At 71.8% G+C, this 17,326-nt stretch carries 15 protein-coding genes; 4 read left to right on the top strand and 11 right to left on the bottom strand.

Annotated features, from left to right (window positions below; translation table 11 throughout):
* Nucleotides 1–42: 42 nt before the first annotated feature.
* Nucleotides 43–705, top strand: coding sequence for a phosphatase PAP2 family protein (locus tag ACZ6I3_RS36305; protein ID WP_469420567.1), 663 nt, complete (start codon nt 43–45; stop codon nt 703–705).
* 22 nt (nt 706–727) lie between these two features.
* Here the strand turns inward: ACZ6I3_RS36305 and ACZ6I3_RS36300 are convergent, their stop codons facing one another.
* The 7 genes from ACZ6I3_RS36300 to ACZ6I3_RS36270 form a co-directional block, all read right to left on the bottom strand.
* Complete coding sequence (locus tag ACZ6I3_RS36300) at nt 728–1,183, bottom strand: bifunctional DNA primase/polymerase (RefSeq protein WP_469420565.1); 456 nt, start codon at nt 1,181–1,183, stop codon at nt 728–730.
* A 162-nt stretch (nt 1,184–1,345) separates the two neighbouring features.
* Nucleotides 1,346–2,764: an NAD(P)/FAD-dependent oxidoreductase gene (locus ACZ6I3_RS36295; protein ID WP_469420563.1), complete on the bottom strand. Its 1,419-nt coding sequence runs from the start codon at nt 2,762–2,764 to the stop codon at nt 1,346–1,348.
* A gap of 18 nt (nt 2,765–2,782) precedes the next feature.
* The gene (locus ACZ6I3_RS36290; protein ID WP_469420561.1) at nt 2,783–3,583 is read right to left on the bottom strand and encodes an ABC transporter permease; all 801 of its coding nucleotides are present in this window, start codon (nt 3,581–3,583) and stop codon (nt 2,783–2,785) included.
* Nucleotides 3,584–4,513, bottom strand: coding sequence for an ABC transporter permease (locus ACZ6I3_RS36285; protein ID WP_469420560.1), 930 nt, complete (start codon nt 4,511–4,513; stop codon nt 3,584–3,586).
* Entirely contained in the window at nt 4,513–5,667 is a 1,155-nt protein-coding gene (locus tag ACZ6I3_RS36280; RefSeq protein ID WP_469420558.1) for an ABC transporter ATP-binding protein, read from the bottom strand. Before ACZ6I3_RS36280 ends, ACZ6I3_RS36285 begins: the two co-directional genes overlap by 1 nt.
* Nucleotides 5,668–5,672: 5 nt before the next feature.
* Nucleotides 5,673–6,920, bottom strand: a complete 1,248-nt coding sequence (locus ACZ6I3_RS36275; protein WP_469420556.1) for a polyamine ABC transporter substrate-binding protein — start codon at nt 6,918–6,920, stop codon at nt 5,673–5,675.
* Between the two features lie 57 nt (nt 6,921–6,977).
* Nucleotides 6,978–8,513: a gamma-aminobutyraldehyde dehydrogenase gene (locus ACZ6I3_RS36270; RefSeq protein WP_469420555.1), complete on the bottom strand. Its 1,536-nt coding sequence runs from the start codon at nt 8,511–8,513 to the stop codon at nt 6,978–6,980.
* Nucleotides 8,514–8,713: 200 nt separating this feature from the next.
* Here ACZ6I3_RS36270 and ACZ6I3_RS36265 point away from each other — a divergent pair, with 200 nt between their 5' ends.
* Nucleotides 8,714–9,283, top strand: coding sequence for an NADAR family protein (locus ACZ6I3_RS36265; RefSeq protein ID WP_469420553.1), 570 nt, complete (start codon nt 8,714–8,716; stop codon nt 9,281–9,283).
* Between the two features lie 44 nt (nt 9,284–9,327).
* Here the strand turns inward: ACZ6I3_RS36265 and ACZ6I3_RS36260 are convergent, their stop codons facing one another.
* Both ACZ6I3_RS36260 and ACZ6I3_RS36255 read right to left on the bottom strand, forming a co-directional pair.
* A complete protein-coding gene (locus ACZ6I3_RS36260) occupies nt 9,328–9,801 on the bottom strand; it encodes a DUF4190 domain-containing protein (RefSeq protein ID WP_469420551.1) in 474 nt (157 codons plus the stop codon).
* Nucleotides 9,802–9,869: 68 nt separating this feature from the next.
* A complete protein-coding gene (locus ACZ6I3_RS36255; RefSeq protein ID WP_469420549.1) occupies nt 9,870–10,532 on the bottom strand; it encodes a DUF4190 domain-containing protein in 663 nt (220 codons plus the stop codon).
* A 213-nt stretch (nt 10,533–10,745) separates the two neighbouring features.
* Here ACZ6I3_RS36255 and ACZ6I3_RS36250 point away from each other — a divergent pair, with 213 nt between their 5' ends.
* Nucleotides 10,746–11,807 (top strand): adenosine deaminase, encoded by a 1,062-nt coding sequence (locus ACZ6I3_RS36250; RefSeq protein ID WP_469420547.1) that lies wholly within the window; start codon nt 10,746–10,748, stop codon nt 11,805–11,807.
* Nucleotides 11,804–12,529, top strand: a complete 726-nt coding sequence (locus ACZ6I3_RS36245) for a glycerophosphodiester phosphodiesterase (RefSeq protein ID WP_469420546.1) — start codon at nt 11,804–11,806, stop codon at nt 12,527–12,529. Before ACZ6I3_RS36250 ends, ACZ6I3_RS36245 begins: the two co-directional genes overlap by 4 nt.
* Here ACZ6I3_RS36245 and ACZ6I3_RS36240 read toward each other — a convergent pair.
* Together ACZ6I3_RS36240 and ACZ6I3_RS36235 are read right to left on the bottom strand one after the other, a co-directional pair.
* The gene (locus ACZ6I3_RS36240; protein ID WP_469420545.1) at nt 12,474–14,132 is read right to left on the bottom strand and encodes an RNA polymerase sigma factor; all 1,659 of its coding nucleotides are present in this window, start codon (nt 14,130–14,132) and stop codon (nt 12,474–12,476) included. The two genes, ACZ6I3_RS36245 and ACZ6I3_RS36240, sit on opposite strands and share 56 nt — an antisense overlap.
* A gap of 140 nt (nt 14,133–14,272) precedes the next feature.
* Nucleotides 14,273–17,077, bottom strand: a complete 2,805-nt coding sequence (locus ACZ6I3_RS36235) for an AAA family ATPase (RefSeq protein ID WP_469420543.1) — start codon at nt 17,075–17,077, stop codon at nt 14,273–14,275.
* Between the last annotated feature and the right edge of the window lie 249 nt (nt 17,078–17,326).

The following is a 17,326-nucleotide window of genomic DNA, read 5'->3' as shown; positions in this document are numbered from 1 at the left end:
GGGTGGACAAGGAACATCCGTGCCCGTGCCAAGCTGTGTCCCATGCCGATCTCCGGGAACCAGGTTCGCGACGAGCCCACCGCGACATACTCGCGCGTCCTGGCCCTCCTGCTCAGCCTCCCGGCTCTGCTCTTCGTCCTGATCACCTGGCAGGTCGTCGCCGACGGCCCGCTCATCCGCCTCGACGAACGCGCCAGCCGCGAACTGGTCCACCCGGACCGCTACTCCGAACTCCTCGCCGACCTAGGCAATGTCCAGGTCGCGGTCCCGGTCCTCGCCGTCGCCCTCGGATACGTCGCCCTGCGAACCCGCCGTACGGAACGCTGGTGGCTGCCGGTCACCGCCGCGGCCCTCCTCATGGCACTGGTCCCGGCGCTGATCATCCCGCTGAAGGACCTCACGGACCGCCCGGGCACCCCGGCCGTGCCGCCCGGCACCGGCTACTACCCCTCCGGCCACACCGCCACGGCCGCCATCGCCTACGGCTGCTCGACCCTGCTCCTGCTCCCCCGGCTCCGCGCTCCCCTCGCCCGCGGCGCCCTGGTCGCCGTCTGCGTCGCCCTCGTACTCGGCGCGAGCTACGGCCTGGTCCGCCGCGGCTACCACTGGCCACTGGACGTGGCGGCCAGCTGGTGCCTGTGCGCGGTGCTGCTCTCCTCGCTGTGGCTGCTTCTCAGGCGAGGAACGGCCGGGCAGCCGCGGTGAGTCCCGGCCCCAGGCCCAAGCTCTAGTCGTCCCGTTGCGTGGCCAGCCAGGCCGCCGCCTCGTGCATCGCCAGTTCCAGCAGCGTCGGGTCCGTCAGCATGCCCGAGCCGTCCGGCGGGACCAGCCAGCGGACGCCGCCGGGTGAGGAACGGCCCGGGTACGGCACGACGATCCAGGTGCCGGCGCCCGCCGTCCTGATGCCCGTGCCGAGCCAGCGAGCCGCGGTGCCCGGCGGCACGAAGAACCCGATGCGCTCGTCCCCGAAGTCGACGAGCACGGGCCCCGGCCGGTCGAGCACGCGGCTGAGCACGTCGAGCGTGGCGTAGCCGAGTTCGCCGGGCAGGATGAGCACGTCCCAGGCGCCGCCGGCCGGCAGCAGCGCGACCCCGAGCGGGTTGCGCTCCCACTCCCAGCGGCAGGCCTCGGGGTCGGGTGCGGCGGATGCGAGCCACTCGACCGCCGTCTTCGCACCGGTCATGAGGAGACCCCCTGTTCTCTCGTGAAGCTCGTGAATCTCGCGGACGCGCGGCGCGTCCCGAGGGCGTCACGAGGGAGAAGGGGTCTCCGTACGGTCATTACGCGGGTTCCGGCACCTCGTTGGAGTGAACCGGCTCACATCTCATTCGATCAGCCCGCTCGATCAGCTGTCGAAGCCCAGCCCCAGCCGGTCCATCGTGCGCAGCCACAGGTTGCGGCGGCCGCCCTGGGCGTCCGCGCGGGCCAGGGACCACTTGGTGAGGGCGATGCCCGTCCAGGCGAAGGGCTCCGGGGGGAAGGGGAGGGGCTTCTTGCGGACCATTTCCAGTTCCGTGCGTTCCGTGGGCTCACCGGACAGCAGGTCCAGCATCACCTCGGCGCCGAAGCGGGTGGAGCCGACGCCCAGGCCGGTGTAGCCCGCCGCGTAGGCGACCTTCTTCTGGTGGGCGGTGCCGAAGAACGCCGAGAAGCGGGAGCAGGTGTCGATCGCGCCGCCCCAGGCGTGGCTGAAGCGGATGCCCTCCAGTTGCGGGAAGCAGGTGAAGAAGTGCCCGGCGAGCTTGGCGTAGGTCTCGGGGCGGTCGTCGTACTCGGCGCGGACGCGGCCGCCGTAGGGGTAGATCGCGTCGTAGCCGCCCCACAGGATCCGGTTGTCGGCGGAGAGGCGGAAGTAGTGGAACTGGTTGGCGCTGTCGCCGAGTCCCTGGCGGTTCTTCCAGCCGATCGACGCCAGTTGGGCGGCGGTGAGCGGCTCGGTCATCAGGGCGTAGTCGTAGACCGGGACGGTGTACGAGCGGACGCGTCTGACCAGGTTCGGGAAGATGTTCGTGCCGAGGGCGACCTGGCGGGCGCGGATCCGGCCGTACGGGGTGCGGACCGCCATGCCGGGGCCGTACGGCTTCAGGGTCAGGGCGGGGGTGTGCTCGTAGACCCGCACGCCCAGCTCCACGCACGCCCGCTTCAGGCCCCAGGCGAGCTTCGCCGGGTGCAGCATCGCCACGCCCCTGCGGTCCCACAGGCCCGCCTGGAAGGTGGGTGAGTCCACCTGCTCCCGTACGGCGTCGGCGTCCAGGTACTCGACGCCCTCGGCCAGCCCCCGGCGGGACGTCTCCTCGTACCACTCGCGCAGTTCCTGCGCCTGGTAGGGCTCCGTCGCGACGTCGATCTCGCCGGTGCGCTCGAAGTCGCAGTCGATGGAGTGCCGGGCGACGGCCGCCTCGATCGCGTCGAGGTTGCGGGTGCCGAGCTCCTGGAGCGTGTGGATCTCGTCGGGCCAGCGGGCGAGGCCGTTGGGCAGGCCGTGGGTGAGGGAGGCGGCGCAGAATCCGCCGTTGCGGCCGGAGGCGGCCCAGCCCGTCTCGCGGCCCTCCACCAGCACCACGTCACGTGCCGGGTCGCGTTCCTTGGCGATCAGCGCCGTCCACAGTCCGCTGTAGCCGCCGCCGACGACCAGCAGGTCGCAGGTCTCGGAGGTGGTGAGGGCGGGTTCCGGACGGGGCCGGCCGGGGTCGTCCAGCCAGTACGGGACCGGCTGGACATCGGAGAGTGAACGAGTCCACTGATTCATGGCGCTCGGGGCCATGATTTCAACTCCCTACGGCTATGCCTTTTGCTTGTTCCGGCGGTTTCCGACCGCCATGGAAACCAGGACGAACAGTACGGCGACGATGAACATGGCCGTGCCGATGACATTGATCTGAACGGGCGTTCCGCGCTGCGCCGAGCCCCAGACGAACATGGGGAAGGTGACGGTGGAGCCCGCGTTGAAATTGGTGATGATGAAATCGTCGAAGGACAGCGCGAAGGCGAGCAGCGCGCCCGCGGCGATACCCGGAGCCGCGATCGGCAGGGTGACCCGGACGAAGGTCTGGAACGGGCCCGCGTAGAGGTCCCGTGCCGCCTCCTCCAGTTTGGGGTCCATCGACATCACGCGCGCCTTGACGGCCGTGACCACGAAACTCAGGCAGAACATGATGTGCGCGATGAGGATCGTCCAGAAGCCCAGCTGGGCGCCCATGTTGAGGAACAGGGTGAGCAGCGAGGCGGCCATGACGACCTCGGGCATCGCCATCGGCAGGAAGATCAGCGAGTTCACGGCGGAGCGGGCGCGGAACCGGTAGCGGACCAGCGCGAAGGCGATCAGAGTGCCGAGAAGGGTGGCACCGAGCGTCGCCCAGACGGCGATCTGCAGACTGAGCGACAGCGAGCCGCACAGGTCGGAGACCCCGCACGGGTCCTTCCAGGCGTCCAGCGAGAACCGCTGCCATTCGTAGTTGAAGCGCCCCTTCGGTTTGTTGAAGGAGAACACCGTCACGATGATGTTCGGCAGCAGGAGATAGCCGAGTGTCAGCAGTCCCGCGATGACGACGAGATTTCTCTTGAGCCAGTTGACGAAGGGCATTTAGACCAGATCCTCCGTCCCGGACCTTCGGAGGTAGAGGGTGACCATGAGCAGAATGGCCGCCATGAGAATGAAGGAGAGCGCGGCCGCCGTCGGATAGTCCAGCACTCTCAGGAACTGCGTCTGGATGACGTTTCCGACCATGCGGGTGTCCGTGGAGCCGAGGAGGTCGGCGTTGACGTAGTCGCCGGTCGCCGGGATGAAGGTGAGCAGCGTGCCGGAGACGACACCCGGCATCGACAGCGGGAAGGTGACCTTGCGGAAGGTCGTCGAGGGCCGGGCGTACAGATCGCCCGCGGCCTCGTGCAGCCGGCCGTCGATGCGCTCCAGCGAGCTGTAGAGCGGCAGGATCATGAACGGCAGGAAGTTGTACGTCAGACCGCAGACCACGGCGAGCGGCGTGGCCAGGACGCGGTCGCCGGCGGTCCAGCCGAGCCAGTTGGTGACGTCCAGGACGTGCAGCGTGTCGAGCGCGCCGACCAGCGGGCCGCCGTCCGCGAGGATCGTCTTCCAGGCGAGGGTGCGGATCAGGAAGCTGGTGAAGAACGGCGCGATCACCAGGATCATGATCAGGTTCCGCCAGCGGCCCGCGCGGAAGGCGATCAGATACGCGAGCGGGTAGCCGAGCAGCAGGCACAGGATCGTGGCGGTGCCGGCGTAGAGCACGGACCTGATGAACTGCGGCCAGTACGCGGACAGCGCGTCCCAGTACGTGGCGAAGTGCCAGGTGACCTTGTAGCCCTCCTCCAGGGAGCCCGTCTGTACGGACGTGGAGGCCTGGTAGATCATCGGCAGCGCGAAGAAGACCACCAGCCAGAGGATGCCGGGCAGCAGCAGCCAGTACGGGGTCCAGCGGCCTCTGCGCTTCGGGGGTTTCGGCTCGGGGGCTTCCGGTGCGAGGGGCGGTGGCGCCTCGGTGAGTGTGGACATCAGGCCGCCTCTTCCACTCCGGCGTCGGCGTCCTGGTCGGCGTCCAGACCGAAGGTGTGGGCCGGGTTCCAGTGCAGGACGACCTCGGCGCCGGGCACCAGGCGGGGGTCGCGGTCGATGTTCTGGGCGTAGACCTCGAAGTCGGAACAGACCGGGCTGTCGACCACGTACTGCGTCGAGACGCCGATGAAGCTGGAGTCGGCGATCCGGCCCGTGATGCGGTTGCGGCCCTCCGGTATCTCGCCGGCGTCGTCCGCGTGGGTGAGGGATATCTTCTCCGGTCGGACCCCGACCAGCACCTTGCCGCCGGTGCTCGCAGGCACCGAACATCGCGCCTCGGGCAGGACGAGCTTGCCGCCGCCCGCCTTCAGCACGATCTCGTCGCCGCTCCTGGAGTCGACCTCGGCCTCGATGAAGTTCGAGGTGCCGAGGAAGTTGGCGACGAACGTGGTGCGCGGGTTCTCGTAGAGGTCGGTGGGCGCGCCCAGCTGTTCCACGCGGCCCGCGTTCATCACGGCGACCGTGTCGGCCATGGTCATGGCCTCCTCCTGGTCGTGCGTGACGTGGACGAAGGTGATGCCGACCTCGGTCTGGATGCGCTTGAGCTCCAGCTGCATCTGGCGGCGCAGTTTGAGGTCGAGGGCGCCGAGCGGCTCGTCGAGCAGGAGCACCTTGGGGTGGTTGATCAGCGCGCGGGCCACGGCGACGCGCTGCTGCTGGCCGCCGGAGAGCTGGTGCGGCTTCTTGCGGGCCTGCTCGCCGAGCTGCACGAGGTCGAGCATCTCGCCGACCTGCTTCTTCACCGACTTGATGCCGCGCCGGCGCAGACCGAAGGCGACGTTCTCGAAGATGTCGAGGTGCGGGAAGAGGGCGTACGACTGGAAGACCGTGTTCACCGGCCGCTTGTACGGCGGGAGGGCGGTCACGTCCTGGTCGCCCAGCGACACGGTCCCGGCGGAAGGTTCCTCCAGGCCGGCGATCATGCGCAGGGTGGTGGTCTTGCCACAGCCGGAGGCGCCGAGCAGGGCGAAGAAGGAGCCCTGCGGCACGGTCAGGTCGAGCGGGTGGACGGCGGTGAAGGCGCCGTAGGTCTTGGCTATGCCCTTGAGGCGGACGTCGCCGGTGGGGTCTGCCTGGGTCGTCTTGGTCGTCATCGAGGTCACGCCCCCGTCAGCTTCGCGAACTTCGCTTCGAACTCGGTCTCTTCCTTCGAGCTCAGCGAGCGGAAGGCGTGGGACTTCGCGGCCATGGCCTTGTCGGGGATGATCAGCGGGTTGTTCGCCGCGTCCTTGTCGATCTTCTCCAGCTCGGCCTTCACCCCGTCGACGGGGCACACATAGTTGATGTACGCGGCGAGTTCGGCGGCCGGCTTCGGCTCGTAGTAGAAGTCGATGAGCCGCTCGGCGTTCGTCTTGTGCCGGGCCTTGTTGGGGATCAGCAGGTTGTCGGTCGACGTCATGTAGCCGCTGTCCGGGACGAGGAAGTCGATGTCGGGGCTGTCCGCCTTGAGCTGGACGACGTCCCCGGCCCAGGCGACGCAGGCGGCGAAGTCGCCGCTGGTCAGGTCCGAGGTGTAGTCGTTGCCGGTGAAGCGGCGGATCTGGCCCTTGTCGACGGCCTTCTGGAGCCGGGCTATGGCCGCGTCGTAGTCGTCGGCGGTGAACTTCGCCGGGTCCTTGCCCATGTCGAGGAGCGTCATTCCGATGCTGTCGCGCATCTCCGAGAGGAAGCCGACGCGCCCCTTGAGCCTGGGGTTGTCCAGCAGGTCGGAGAGTGACTTCACCTCGACGCCGTCGAGGGCCTTCTTGTTGTACGCGATGACGGTGGAGATGCCCTGCCAGACGTACGAGTAGGCGCGGCCCGGGTCCCAGTCGGGGCTGCGGAACTGGGCCGACAGGTTGGCGTAGGCGTGCGGCAGATTGCTCGGGTCGAGCTTCTGCACCCAGCCGAGGCGGATGAGCCGTCCGGCCAGCCAGTCGGTGAGGACGATCAGGTCCCGGCCGGTGTCCTGGCCCGCGGCGAGCTGCGGCTTGATCTTGCCGAAGAACTCGTTGTTGTCGTTGATGTCCTCGGTGTACTTGACCTTGACGCCGGTGCGTTTCGTGAACTGCTCCAGCGTCGGGTGGTGCTTGCCGCTGTCGTCGACGTCCATGTACTCGGTCCAGTTGGAGAAGGCGACCGTCTTCTCCTTCGCCGAGTGGTCCTCGGCCGAGACGCCGCCCTGGGACTGGCCCGCCGCCGGGATGCCGCAGGCGCTCAGGGTCCCGAGTCCGCCGGCCGCGAGCGCCCCGCCGGCGGAGGCGCGGAGCAGGGACCGCCGGGTGAGGGCGGCCCTGCCGTTCCTGAAGCTGCGCCGCATGGCGGCCACTTGGGCCGGGGACAGGCGGTCGGGCTCGTACTGCTCCATGCGCGTGGTGCCCTTTCGGAGGGTGGGCGGCCGCGGGTCGGGCGGCCTGACGTCCTGCTATCGGTCCCCGAAGACGGTGCGGTGCCAGTCCTTCGCGGCCACCGCGGTGTTGTCGAACATGACGTGCTTGATCTGGGTGTACTCCTCGAACGAGTACGCGGACATGTCCTTGCCGTAGCCGGAGGCCTTGTGACCGCCGTGCGGCATCTCGCTGATGATCGGGATGTGGTCGTTGACCCAGACGCAGCCCGCCTTGATCTCGCGCGTGGCCCGGTTGGCCCGGTACACGTCCCGGCTCCAGGCGGAGGCGGCGAGCCCGTAGGGCGTGTCGTTGGCGAGCGCGATGCCCTCGTCGTCGGTGTCGAAGGGCAGCACCACCAGGACCGGCCCGAAGATCTCCGACTGGACGACCTCACTGTCCTGGGCGGCGTCGGCGATGAGGGTGGGCCGGTAGTAGGCGCCCTTGGCCAGCTCGCCTTCCGGTGCCTCTCCGCCGGTCACCACGCGCGCGTAGGCACGCGCCCGGTCGACGAAACCGGCGACCCGGTCCCGCTGGGCGTGCGAGATCAGCGGCCCGAGGTCGGTGCCGGCGGCGAACGGGTCGCCGAGCCGGACGGTCTCCATGAGCGCGGCGGTCCGCTCCACGAAGGCCTCGTACAGCGGCCGCTGCACATACGCGCGCGTGGCGGCCGTGCAGTCCTGCCCGGTGTTGATAAGGGCGCCCGCGACCGCGCCGTGGGCGGCGGCCTCCGGGTCGGCGTCGTCGAAGACCACGAAGGGCGCCTTGCCGCCGAGCTCCAGATGGAGGCGCTTGACGGTGGCGGTGGCGATCTCCGCGACGCGCTTGCCGACGGCGGTGGAGCCGGTGAAGGAGGTCATGGCCACGTCGGGGTGGCCGACGAGATGCTCACCGGCCTCCTTGCCGGTGCCGGTGACGATGTTGACGACACCGTCCGGGATCCCGGCGTCCGTCGCCGCCTGGGCGAAGAGCAGCGAGGTCAGCGGGGTGAGCTCGGCGGGCTTCAGGACGATGGTGTTGCCCGCCGCGATCGCCGGGAGGACCTTCCAGGCGGCCATCTGGAGGGGATAGTTCCAGGGCGCGATCGACCCGACCACGCCGATGGGCTCACGCCGGACGTACGAGGTGTGGTCGCCGGAGTACTCACCGGCCGACTGTCCCTGGAGATGCCGCGCGGCACCGGCGAAGAAGGCGGTGTTGTCGATGGACCCCGGGACGTCGAACTCGCGGGACAGCTTCAGCGGCTTGCCGCACTGCAGCGACTCGGCGCGGGCGAAGTCCTCGGCCCGGTCGGCCAGGACGGCGGCGAACCGGTGCAGGGCGTCGGAACGCTCGCCGGGCGTGGTCCCCGCCCAGCCGGGGAAGGCCTCGCGGGCGGCGGCGACGGCCCGGTCGACGTCGGCCGTGCCGGCCAGTTCGTAGCGCAGGACCTCCTCGCCCGACGCCGGGTCGACGACCGCGTGGGTACGGCCGGAGGTGCCCCTGGTCAGACGGCCCGCGATGAACTGCGCGCCCTCCGCGAAGCGCTCCGCGGCCGGAAATCGGTCCGGGGTGGCGTTGCCCGGGTTGTGCATGTGGCTCTCCTCCGTGTCCCCTGGTGGGGGCCGGCGTGGCTCAGGCTCGATTTGAGTGCCGATCCTGGCAGAGCAATGACACACCAACAAGGGATTCCGTTGTTGACTTTTGGTTACGCGACGGAATCTGTCGACCAGGTGTCGAGTCCGCCGCGAAAAGGCAGGACGGTGTGTCAGTGGTGCCTGTCAGACTCGCGTGCATGGAGAAGATCACGGGGGCGGTCGATTCCCGGGAGGCCCTGATCAGGGCGTCCCAGGGCGGGGCGAGGATCAAGTATCTGCATTTCTGGGGGCACCGGCCGCGGCCGGACGGCCGTGTCGGACCGAGTTGTCTGAGCCAGTGGTGGCCCGCGCCGTTCACGGTGGCCGGCGTGGAGTACGCGACGGCCGAGCACTGGATGATGGCGGGCAAGGCCCGGCTGTTCGGGGACGCGGCGGCGGAGCGTGCCGTGCTGGCCGCCGGGCATCCCGCCGGGGCGAAGAAGGCCGGGCGGCTGGTGCGCGGCTTCGACGAGGCGATATGGGAGCGGGAGCGGTTCCGGATCGTCGTGGACGGCAGCGTCCACAAGTTCGCCGCGCATCCGAGGCTGCGGGAGTTCCTGCTGAGCACCGGCGAAAGGGTGCTGGTCGAGGCCAGCCCCGTGGACCGGGTGTGGGGCATCGGGCTGGCCGCGGACGACGAGGCGGCGTCGGATCCGGAGCGGTGGCGGGGGCCGAACCTGCTGGGGTTCGCGCTGATGGCGGCGCGGGAGCGGCTGCGCGGGGCATGAGTGAGGGGCCGGTCCATGGGACCGGCCCCCTGTGAGCGGCGGCGTCAGCTCGCGGCGCCGAGCCCGCCCATGATGCTGGCGAAGAGCAGGAAGCCCAGCAGCGGCAGGATCACGGTCGCGATGATGCCGCAGACCAGGCCGGCGGTCGCCGCGCCCTTGTTGGTGGCCTCGCCACGGGTCGCCTTGCCACGGCCGATGGCGCCGAAGATGATGCCCAGGATGCCCAGGATCACGCCGAAGAACCACAGGAAGAAGGTCAGGCTGCACACCACGCCGATGATGCCCAGCACCAGTCCGGTGGTTCCCATGCCGTTGCTCGGCTGCGCGGGCATCGCGTAGCCGGGCGCCTGCGGGTAGGCGGCGGGCGGCGCGGCCGGGTAGCCGGGGCTGCCCTGGGGGTAGCCGTAGCCCGGGCCGGACTGCTGCGGGTAGCCGTAGCCGGGGGCCGGCTGCTGCGGGGGCTGCGGCGGCTGGGACGGCGGACCGAACCCACCGGGGGTGGGGTTGGTGTTGGACATGGACGTTCTCCCCTCGTTGTCAGACCAAGGCATCGTAGTGGCCAAGTCCGCCGGGGAGGACGGGTGTTTCAGCGGTGGGACGGGGCGGTGGCCACGGGACCGCGGGCGCCGTAGTACGGGTCGTCGTCGGACGAGGTGTCGCTGTTGATCGCGGCCGTGATGCCGACGGCGATCAGCACGATCACGGTGATGCCGAGGATGATCCCGATGATGCCCATGATCAGGCCCGCCTGGGCCTGGCCGTGGTTGGTGGCGACTCCGGCCTCGGCGCGCTTGCGGCCCTTGATGCCGAAGACCACGGCGAGGATGCCGGTGACGAGGGAGACCACGCCGTAGAGGCAGAAGAGGGTGCAGGAGACGATGCCGAGCACCATCGCCGCTATGCCCATGCCGTTCTGGGGGGCCGGGGGCATGCCGGGCCAGCCGTAGCCGCCGCTTTGCGGGTAACCGGAGCCCGTCTGGGGGTAACCGGAGCCCGTCTGGGGGTAGCCGGGGTAGCCGTAGCCGCCGGGGGCGGTGGGGGCGGCGGGCGGTGGAGGTACGGCGCCGGTGCCGGAGGTGTCGTACTGCGGCGTGCCGGTGGGCGGGGTGAAGCCCGGCATCGAGGTGACCGTGGCCTGGTCGTGCACGGACGGCGGCGGTGGCGTCTGGTTCTTGTCGAGTGAGGTCTTGTGCTCCGGCGGCGCCCACGGGTCGTGGCTGTTTCCGTCCGGCTGCGTCGCGTCCGTCATCTTGTATCCCCCCGGGATCGTTCGTGTCGTCATGCTACGGGGCGGTTCGGTGCGTGCCGTCGTGCGGGTGCGTCGGGGCTGGTCGCGCAGTTCCCCGCGCCCCTGAGGGCTGCGTTGTCGCACCGCCTACGATGAGGCTTGAGTCATTGATCAGCCGATCACCCGCGCCCCGCCCGCCTCGTGCCGGCCGGGGCGCCGTTCCGGGGAGGAACCTTGACCCAGCATCTCGTCGACCCCCACGCCCCGCGCGATCTCGCGGCGTTCATCGCGGAACTGCCCAAGGCCGAACTGCATGTGCACCACGTGGGTTCCGCCTCTCCCCGGATCGTGTCCGAGCTGGCCGCCCGGCATCCCGACTCCAAGGTGCCGACCGACCCCGCGGCCCTGGTCGACTACTTCACCTTCACCGACTTCGCCCATTTCATCGAGGTGTACCTGTCGGTCGTCGATCTGATCCGCACCCCGGAGGACGTCCGGCTGCTCACCTACGAGGTGGCCCGTGACCTGGCCCGGCAGCAGGTGCGGTACGCCGAGCTGACCATCACGCCGTTCTCCTCCACCCGCCGCGGCATCGACGAGCGTGCCTTCATGGAGGCGATCGAGGAGGCCCGCAAGGCCGCCGAGTCCGAGTTCGGGACCGTGCTGCGCTGGTGCTTCGACATCCCCGGCGAGGCCGGTCTGGAGGCCGCCGAGGAGACGGCCCGGCTCGCCACCGACGACCGGCTGCGCCCGGAGGGCCTGGTCTCCTTCGGCCTGGGCGGGCCCGAAGTCGGCGTGCCGCGTCCGCAGTTCAAGCCGTACTTCGACCGGGCGATCGCGGCCGGGCTGCACTCCGTACCGCACGCGGGCGAGACCACGGGCCCGGAGACGGTGTGGGACGCCCTCACACATCTGCGGGCCGAGCGCATAGGCCACGGCACCAGCTCCGCACAGGACCCGAAGCTCCTCGCGCACCTCGCCGAGCACCGGATCGCGCTGGAGGTGTGCCCGACCTCCAACATCGCCACGCGCGCGGTCCGCACCCTCGACGAGCACCCCCTCAAGGAGTTCGTCGAGGCCGGGGTCGTCGTCACGATCAACTCCGACGACCCGCCGATGTTCGGCACCGACCTCGACAACGAGTACGCGGTGGCCGCCCGGCTGCTCGGCCTCGACGAGCGGGGCCTGGCCGAGCTGGCGAAGAACGCCGTCGACGTGTCCTTCCTGGACGCGGCGGGCAAGGCCAGGATCAAGGGCGAGATCGACACGTACACCGCGGGGTGGCTCGACCGGTGACCTCCGTTCCCCTCGCCGTCGGCCACCGCGGCGACCCCTACCGGCACCGCGAGAACACCGTGGCCTCGCTGCGCTCCGCGCTGCACCGGGGCGCGGACGCGGTGGAGATCGACGTACGCCTGACCCGGGACGGCGTGCCGGTGCTGCTGCACGACGACACTCTGAAGCGGCTCTGGGAGCAGGAGCGGCCGGTGCGCGCGCTGTCCTGGGAGGAGGTGCGCGGGCTGACCGGCGGCGGGGTGCCGTCCCTGGCGGAGGCGCTGGCCGCGACCGACGGGCACCGGGTGATGATCGACCTGCCCGGTTCGCCCGGCGTGCGGGCGGTGCGCCGGGTCATGGACGCCGTAGGGGAGGCCGGGGCGGCGGACCGCGTGTATTACTGCGCGGGCGCCGACGCCATGCTCGCCGTGCGCGCGGCGGACCCGGACGCGGAGATCGCCCTCACCTGGACGACCCTGGCCCCGCCCCGGCCTGTCCTGCTGGAGGCGATCCGCCCGCGCTGGCTCAACTACCGTTTCTCGCTGGTGGACCGGCCCCTCGCCGAGCGGGTGCGCCGCGACGGGTATCTGCTGTCCGTGTGGACCCCCGACACCCGCCGCTCCATGCGACGGCTCCTGAAGGCCGGGGTGGACTCGATCACGACCAACCGTGTCGACGTGCTGTGCGCTACACGCGCGAGCGCTGCGGCACCGTCGCCGGATCGGCCGGGGTCGACCGGGTGACGTACTGCGGCACCGGCGCGCTGTCCGTGCCGGTGTCGCGGACGAGGCCGTAGCGCAGGGCGCCCCGGTCGGGGCCCGCGTTGATGTCCTCCTCCACGGCCCGCCGGTTCGACGGGAAGACGGTCAGGCCGTAGTCGCAGCCCCGTTCGTTCTGGGTGAGGGTGACGGTGCCGTCGACCCAGAAGTACTCGTTCTGCCACATCTGCTGGGTGCCTGACGGCAGTTCGGCGTAGCCGATGGCGGGCCCGCCCATGCCGGTCGCGTAGCCGTCCGGGGCGCCGGGCAGCGGGTCGTCCATCCGGCGCCAGCCGCCGGACGCCACGTGGAAGAGCTTGCCCTTCAGACCGGTCCAGGAAGGCATGACCAGCGCGCCGGGCCGGGACTTGGGCGAGATCTGCCAGCGGACCAGGACATAGCCCCGGCCGCTCAGCGTCACGCTGTCGCCCCGGTGCTGCATGACGGCCTTCGGGCCACCGGTGCTGGTGATGTCGGCCTCGGGGCGGCGCGGCAGGGCGGCGGGCCGGGCGTTCGGATCGGGGGCGCGGTCGACGGCGTCGACGACCGTGCCGTAGAGGTCGGCCTTCTTCGTCGGTGAGGGCTTCGGCGAGGGCTTCGGGGCGGGCGGGTCGGAGGACGGCGGGGGCTCGGGTCCGGACGTGGTGGCCGTCGCCGTGGGGGTGACCGCGGCCCGGGGCGGCGGGGCGTCCGGCGGCTGGGTGACGACGTAGGCGCCGCCCGCGACGAGGGTCGCGCCGGCGGTCATCGCGACGGCCGGCTTGGTGAGGGCGCCGAGCAGCTTGGCGGACCAGCCGGCCGAGCCGACCGAGCCGACCGCCACGGCCGTCTTGCCGCCGAAGGCGAGCGACAGGGTGAACCCGACGGGCAGCGGGACGAGCGCGATGCCGACCAGGAGGCGTTCCGCCGGTACGACGGACTCGGGGGTGCCGCCGCAGTAGCCGCAGCCGCGGATGTGCCGGGCCAGCCGTTTGCGCCACACCGAGTCCGGCCGGCCGTTCCAGCGGCCGGTCAGCTCGCGCAGGTCGGCGCAGGCCCCGTCCAGGGCACGGACGATGCCGCGCGAGGTCTCCAGGCGCTCCTTCATCCGCTGGACGCGCACGGCGGCGTGCTGCCGGGTGATGCCGACGGCGGCGGCCAGTTCGCGCCGGGTCAGTTCGCCCGCGACCTCCAGCCACCACAGCGACAGCAGGTGACGGTCCTCGTCGTCGAGCCAGCGCGCCGCCTCGGCGACCTCGCGCCGCTGGCCTTCCAACTGGAGCCGCAGCACGGTCAGTTCGGCGAAGTCGCAGGACGCCGTCTCCTCCAGCCGGTCCGGGGTCCTGCGGCGCGCGCGGTCCCGTATCTGCCGCATGGCGATCGCCACCAGCCAGGACCGGAAGCTGTCCGGGTCGCGCAGGGAGCCGAGGTTGTCGACCGCGCGCAGCATGGTCTCCTGGACGACGTCGTCGACGTCGGCGTGGCCGTTCAGGGCCCGGCCCACGATGTTGTAGACCAGCGGCAGCCAGCCCGCGACCAGCTCGTCCAGCGCCTGCCGGTCGCCGTCCCGCGCCGCCGTGACGGTGGCGCGCCAGTGCTGACTGTCCACGGTGGCCTCTCGACGCCTGGGATCGCTGATGTCCGGTTCACTGATGTTCCGCACGCACACTCTTGTGCGGCCCGGGGCACGTCGCCATGTCGGCGATCACACACTGGAGACGACGTGGAGGAACGGCGATAACACTTTTCTCAGTTCCCGTTCAGCGCCCGCCCCAGCTCACCTCTCCGCCGTATGCCCAGCTTCTTGTACGTGCTGGTCAGATGGGTCTCCACGGTGCGCCGGGCGAGGTGGAGGAGACCGGCGATCTCGGCGTTCGTACGGCCGCCGGCCGCCAGCCGGGCGATGCGCAGCTCGCTCCCGGTGAGGGCGCCGGAGCCGGTGCGGGCGGTGGCGGCGCGGCGGGCCCCGCCCTCGCGCAGGGCCTCCTCCGCCAGGGTCCGCAGCCGCACCGCGCCCAGGCGCTCGGCACGTTCCGCGGCGCTCCGCAGACAGCCCCGGGCGCGGGCACGTTCACCGGCGGCGGTCAGCTGCCGGCCCTGCGCGAGGAGCGCGGCCACCAGCTCGCCCTCCGTGGCGGCGGGGGCGTCCGTGAGGAGGGCCACGGCCTCCTCGGCCAGGCGCAGGCCCCGGCGGCCGCCGGTGACCGTGCCGAGCACCCTGAGGGCGCGGCCGACCGTGCGGGGCGTGCCCCACACCCGGGCCAGGCGCAACTCCTCCTCGGCCAGGGCGAGCGCCTCCTGGGGGCTGCCGAGGGCCAGTCGGCATTCGGCGGCGGCGGAGCGCCACGGGGTGACGACCGGGCTGACCACCTCGCGGGCGGTCTGGCGGCGGCCGCACTCCAGGAAGTCGTGCAGGGCCCCGGCCGTGTCGCCCGCGTCGGCGCGCTGCACGCCCCGCGCGTACAGGAAGCGGTTCAGCTCCCAGTTGTCGGGCGCCTCGCGCAGGTCGAAGCCGTCCGCGAGGCGCCGGGCCTCCGTGGTGCGGCCGGTCTCCACGAGTGCGATCAGGGTGGTGGCGTGCACGTTGGAGGGGCCCTGGGAGTGGGTGGGGGGTTCGGCGGGCAGCAGGGTGTACTGGCCGCGCGCGGCGGCGATGTCGGCCCGCGTGTTGAGCAGCGCCGCGTGCATGGGGTGCAGCAGGTCGGGTCGTTGTCCGGCCAGGCCGCGGTCCACGAGGCGGTCGGCCTCGTCGAGTTCGTCGGCCCACTGGGCGACGGCGGCGGACGTGCCGAGCAGGAAGGGCTCGGTCAGCGGGTGGGCCGGTTCGGCGAGCAGGGCGCGCACCTGCCGCATCGCGTCGTCCGCCGAGGCCAGCGCGGCGCTGGCCGCGTACCGGACGAGCAGCGCCCGGGTCGCCGGGCCCACGAGTTCCGGTGAGCGCTCGGCGGTCTCGGACAGCCGGCGGTACACGTCGCTGCGGACCGTCTGGTCCTGGTCGGACAGCAGGGCGGACGCGGTCTGCAGGGCGCCGCCGAGGTCGGGGTCTCCGGTGAGCTGGCCGTCCACCGTGCGCAGTACCTCCACGGCGGCGCGGGCCCGGCCGCGTCCGGCCAGCGCGGTGCCCAGGGCCACGGCGGCACGCACCCGGTCCTGCGGTGTGCCGTGCAGCCCCAGTGCCTCGGTGAGCCGGGGGATGCCGGCCGAGGAGTCCCGGCCCGCGCACTCCAGGGAGCCCAGCTCGGTCAGCACCCGCTGCCGGTGGTCGTCGGGCAGCGGCTCCTCCAGGGCTCTGCGCAGGAACGCGACGGCGTCGTCGGAGCGGCCGTCGCGCAGCGCGAGGGAGGCGGCGTCCCGCAGCACGGCCGGGGCCCAGGAGGCGCCCACGGGGCCGGACCGCAGCAGGTGCCGTGCCACCGCCGCGGTGGGGGCTCCGCGCCGCAGCAGCGCCTCGGCGGTGGTCCGGTGCACCGCGTGCCGCCGGGCCGCGGGGACGCCGGTGAGTACGGCGTCCCTCAGCAGCGGATGGGCGTAGCGGGGCAGGCCGTCCGGGCCCGGGCGCAGCAGGCCGAGCCCGGTCATCGCGGTGAGCCAGCCCGCCACCCGGGCCGGATCGGCACCGGCGAGCTCTCCGAGCAGAGCGGCCGGCGCCTCGCCCCCGCCCGCTCCCCCTCCGGCCCGCTCCCTTCCCTCGTCGAGCACGGCGAGAGCCCGGGCCACCTCGGCCGTGCCGTTCCCGGCACTGTCCAGCCACCAGCGCACGGCGGCCACATAGGAGCCCTGGTACAGGGCGGCGGAGGTCTCGGGAAGGCCGGGGTACGGGAGCGGGGCGTCGGTCGCGTACCCGGCGCGGGCGCCAAGGTCGTCCAGGAGGGCCTTCAGCAGCAGGGGGCTGCCCGCGCCGGCCCGGACGCAGCTCTCGACCCATGCCGTGGGGGCGTCCGGGTGCTCCGCACGCACCAGGCCGGCCGCCGAGTCAGGGGTGAGCGGGGACAGGGTGTGGGTGTCGACGAGGGCCGGAGAGAGGGTGTGGGTGAAGCCCGGGGACGGCGGATCGACGTCGTACTGGCCGCGTTCGGTGACGGCCAGCAGGACCGGCAGAGGTAATCGGTCCACGTGCCGGGCGGCCTCCACCAGCCAGCGGTACGAGGGGCCGTCGGCGAGGTGGACGTCGTCCACGGCGAGCAGCAGCGGGGACTCACCGGCGTACGAGCGCAGCGCGTGCCGGAACACGGCGCCCTGCTCGCGTTCGTCGCCTGCCGGGTCGCACTGATCCGAGCCCGGTACGGGTCCGAGGAGCTGGAGCACGGCGGCGAAGGGCCCCGCCGCATATCCCGGCGAGCAGCGGGCACGCATCACCCGCACGCCTTGTGCGGTGGCGGCCTCCGCGGCTGCCTCCAGGACGCTGGTCCGGCCGGTGCCGGTCGCTCCGCGCACCAGCACGAGGCCGCCCGTTCCGGACCGGGCGCGTGCGAGGCCGGCCGTCAGCAGGGCGGCGGCCTCCCGGTGTTCGGCAGGCCGCGCACGCCGCAGCTGCTCGGGCTGAGGATCGGGCATTCCTGCCTCCCTGGTCGGACGTGGCGTCTTTCCCCGTCGAGGACGGCCCGCGCCCGGGGCTGGTGCCGTGACAAGTGACACGGCGGCGAGTTCCGGCCCCGGTGGAACCGGACGGGCCGTCACCGCACGGCCGTTGCGCGGCCGTCGGCGGTCTCGTGGTCGGCGCGGGGCCGATCTCGTGGTGCGTCTCGTGGTGATCCACGATTGCGGCCGGACCGTCCGCCCCAGAAGGGTGAGGAGTGCACATGC

This window comes from Streptomyces sp. NPDC041940 (assembly GCF_055589465.1).
The sequence above is the reverse complement of the archived record's forward strand: the minus strand, read 5'-3'. Positions and strand labels throughout refer to the sequence as shown.

Bases quoted from the DNA above. Each gene is read 5' to 3' on its own strand.
- ACZ6I3_RS36285 (WP_469420560.1), bottom strand. From the start codon at position 4,513: ATGTCCACACTCACCGAGGCGCCACCGCCCCTCGCACCGGAAGCCCCC.
- ACZ6I3_RS36305 (WP_469420567.1), top strand. From the start codon at position 43: ATGCCGATCTCCGGGAACCAGGTTCGCGACGAGCCCACCGCGACATAC.
- ACZ6I3_RS36280 (WP_469420558.1), bottom strand. From the start codon at position 5,667: ATGACGACCAAGACGACCCAGGCAGACCCCACCGGCGACGTCCGCCTC.
- ACZ6I3_RS36260 (WP_469420551.1), bottom strand. From the start codon at position 9,801: ATGTCCAACACCAACCCCACCCCCGGTGGGTTCGGTCCGCCGTCCCAG.
- ACZ6I3_RS36255 (WP_469420549.1), bottom strand. From the start codon at position 10,532: ATGACGGACGCGACGCAGCCGGACGGAAACAGCCACGACCCGTGGGCG.
- ACZ6I3_RS36300 (WP_469420565.1), bottom strand. From the start codon at position 1,183: ATGACCGGTGCGAAGACGGCGGTCGAGTGGCTCGCATCCGCCGCACCC.
- ACZ6I3_RS36295 (WP_469420563.1), bottom strand. From the start codon at position 2,764: ATGGCCCCGAGCGCCATGAATCAGTGGACTCGTTCACTCTCCGATGTC.
- ACZ6I3_RS36275 (WP_469420556.1), bottom strand. From the start codon at position 6,920: ATGGAGCAGTACGAGCCCGACCGCCTGTCCCCGGCCCAAGTGGCCGCC.
- ACZ6I3_RS36270 (WP_469420555.1), bottom strand. From the start codon at position 8,513: ATGCACAACCCGGGCAACGCCACCCCGGACCGATTTCCGGCCGCGGAG.
- ACZ6I3_RS36290 (WP_469420561.1), bottom strand. From the start codon at position 3,583: ATGCCCTTCGTCAACTGGCTCAAGAGAAATCTCGTCGTCATCGCGGGA.
- ACZ6I3_RS36235 (WP_469420543.1), bottom strand. From the start codon at position 17,077: ATGCCCGATCCTCAGCCCGAGCAGCTGCGGCGTGCGCGGCCTGCCGAA.
- ACZ6I3_RS36265 (WP_469420553.1), top strand. From the start codon at position 8,714: ATGGAGAAGATCACGGGGGCGGTCGATTCCCGGGAGGCCCTGATCAGG.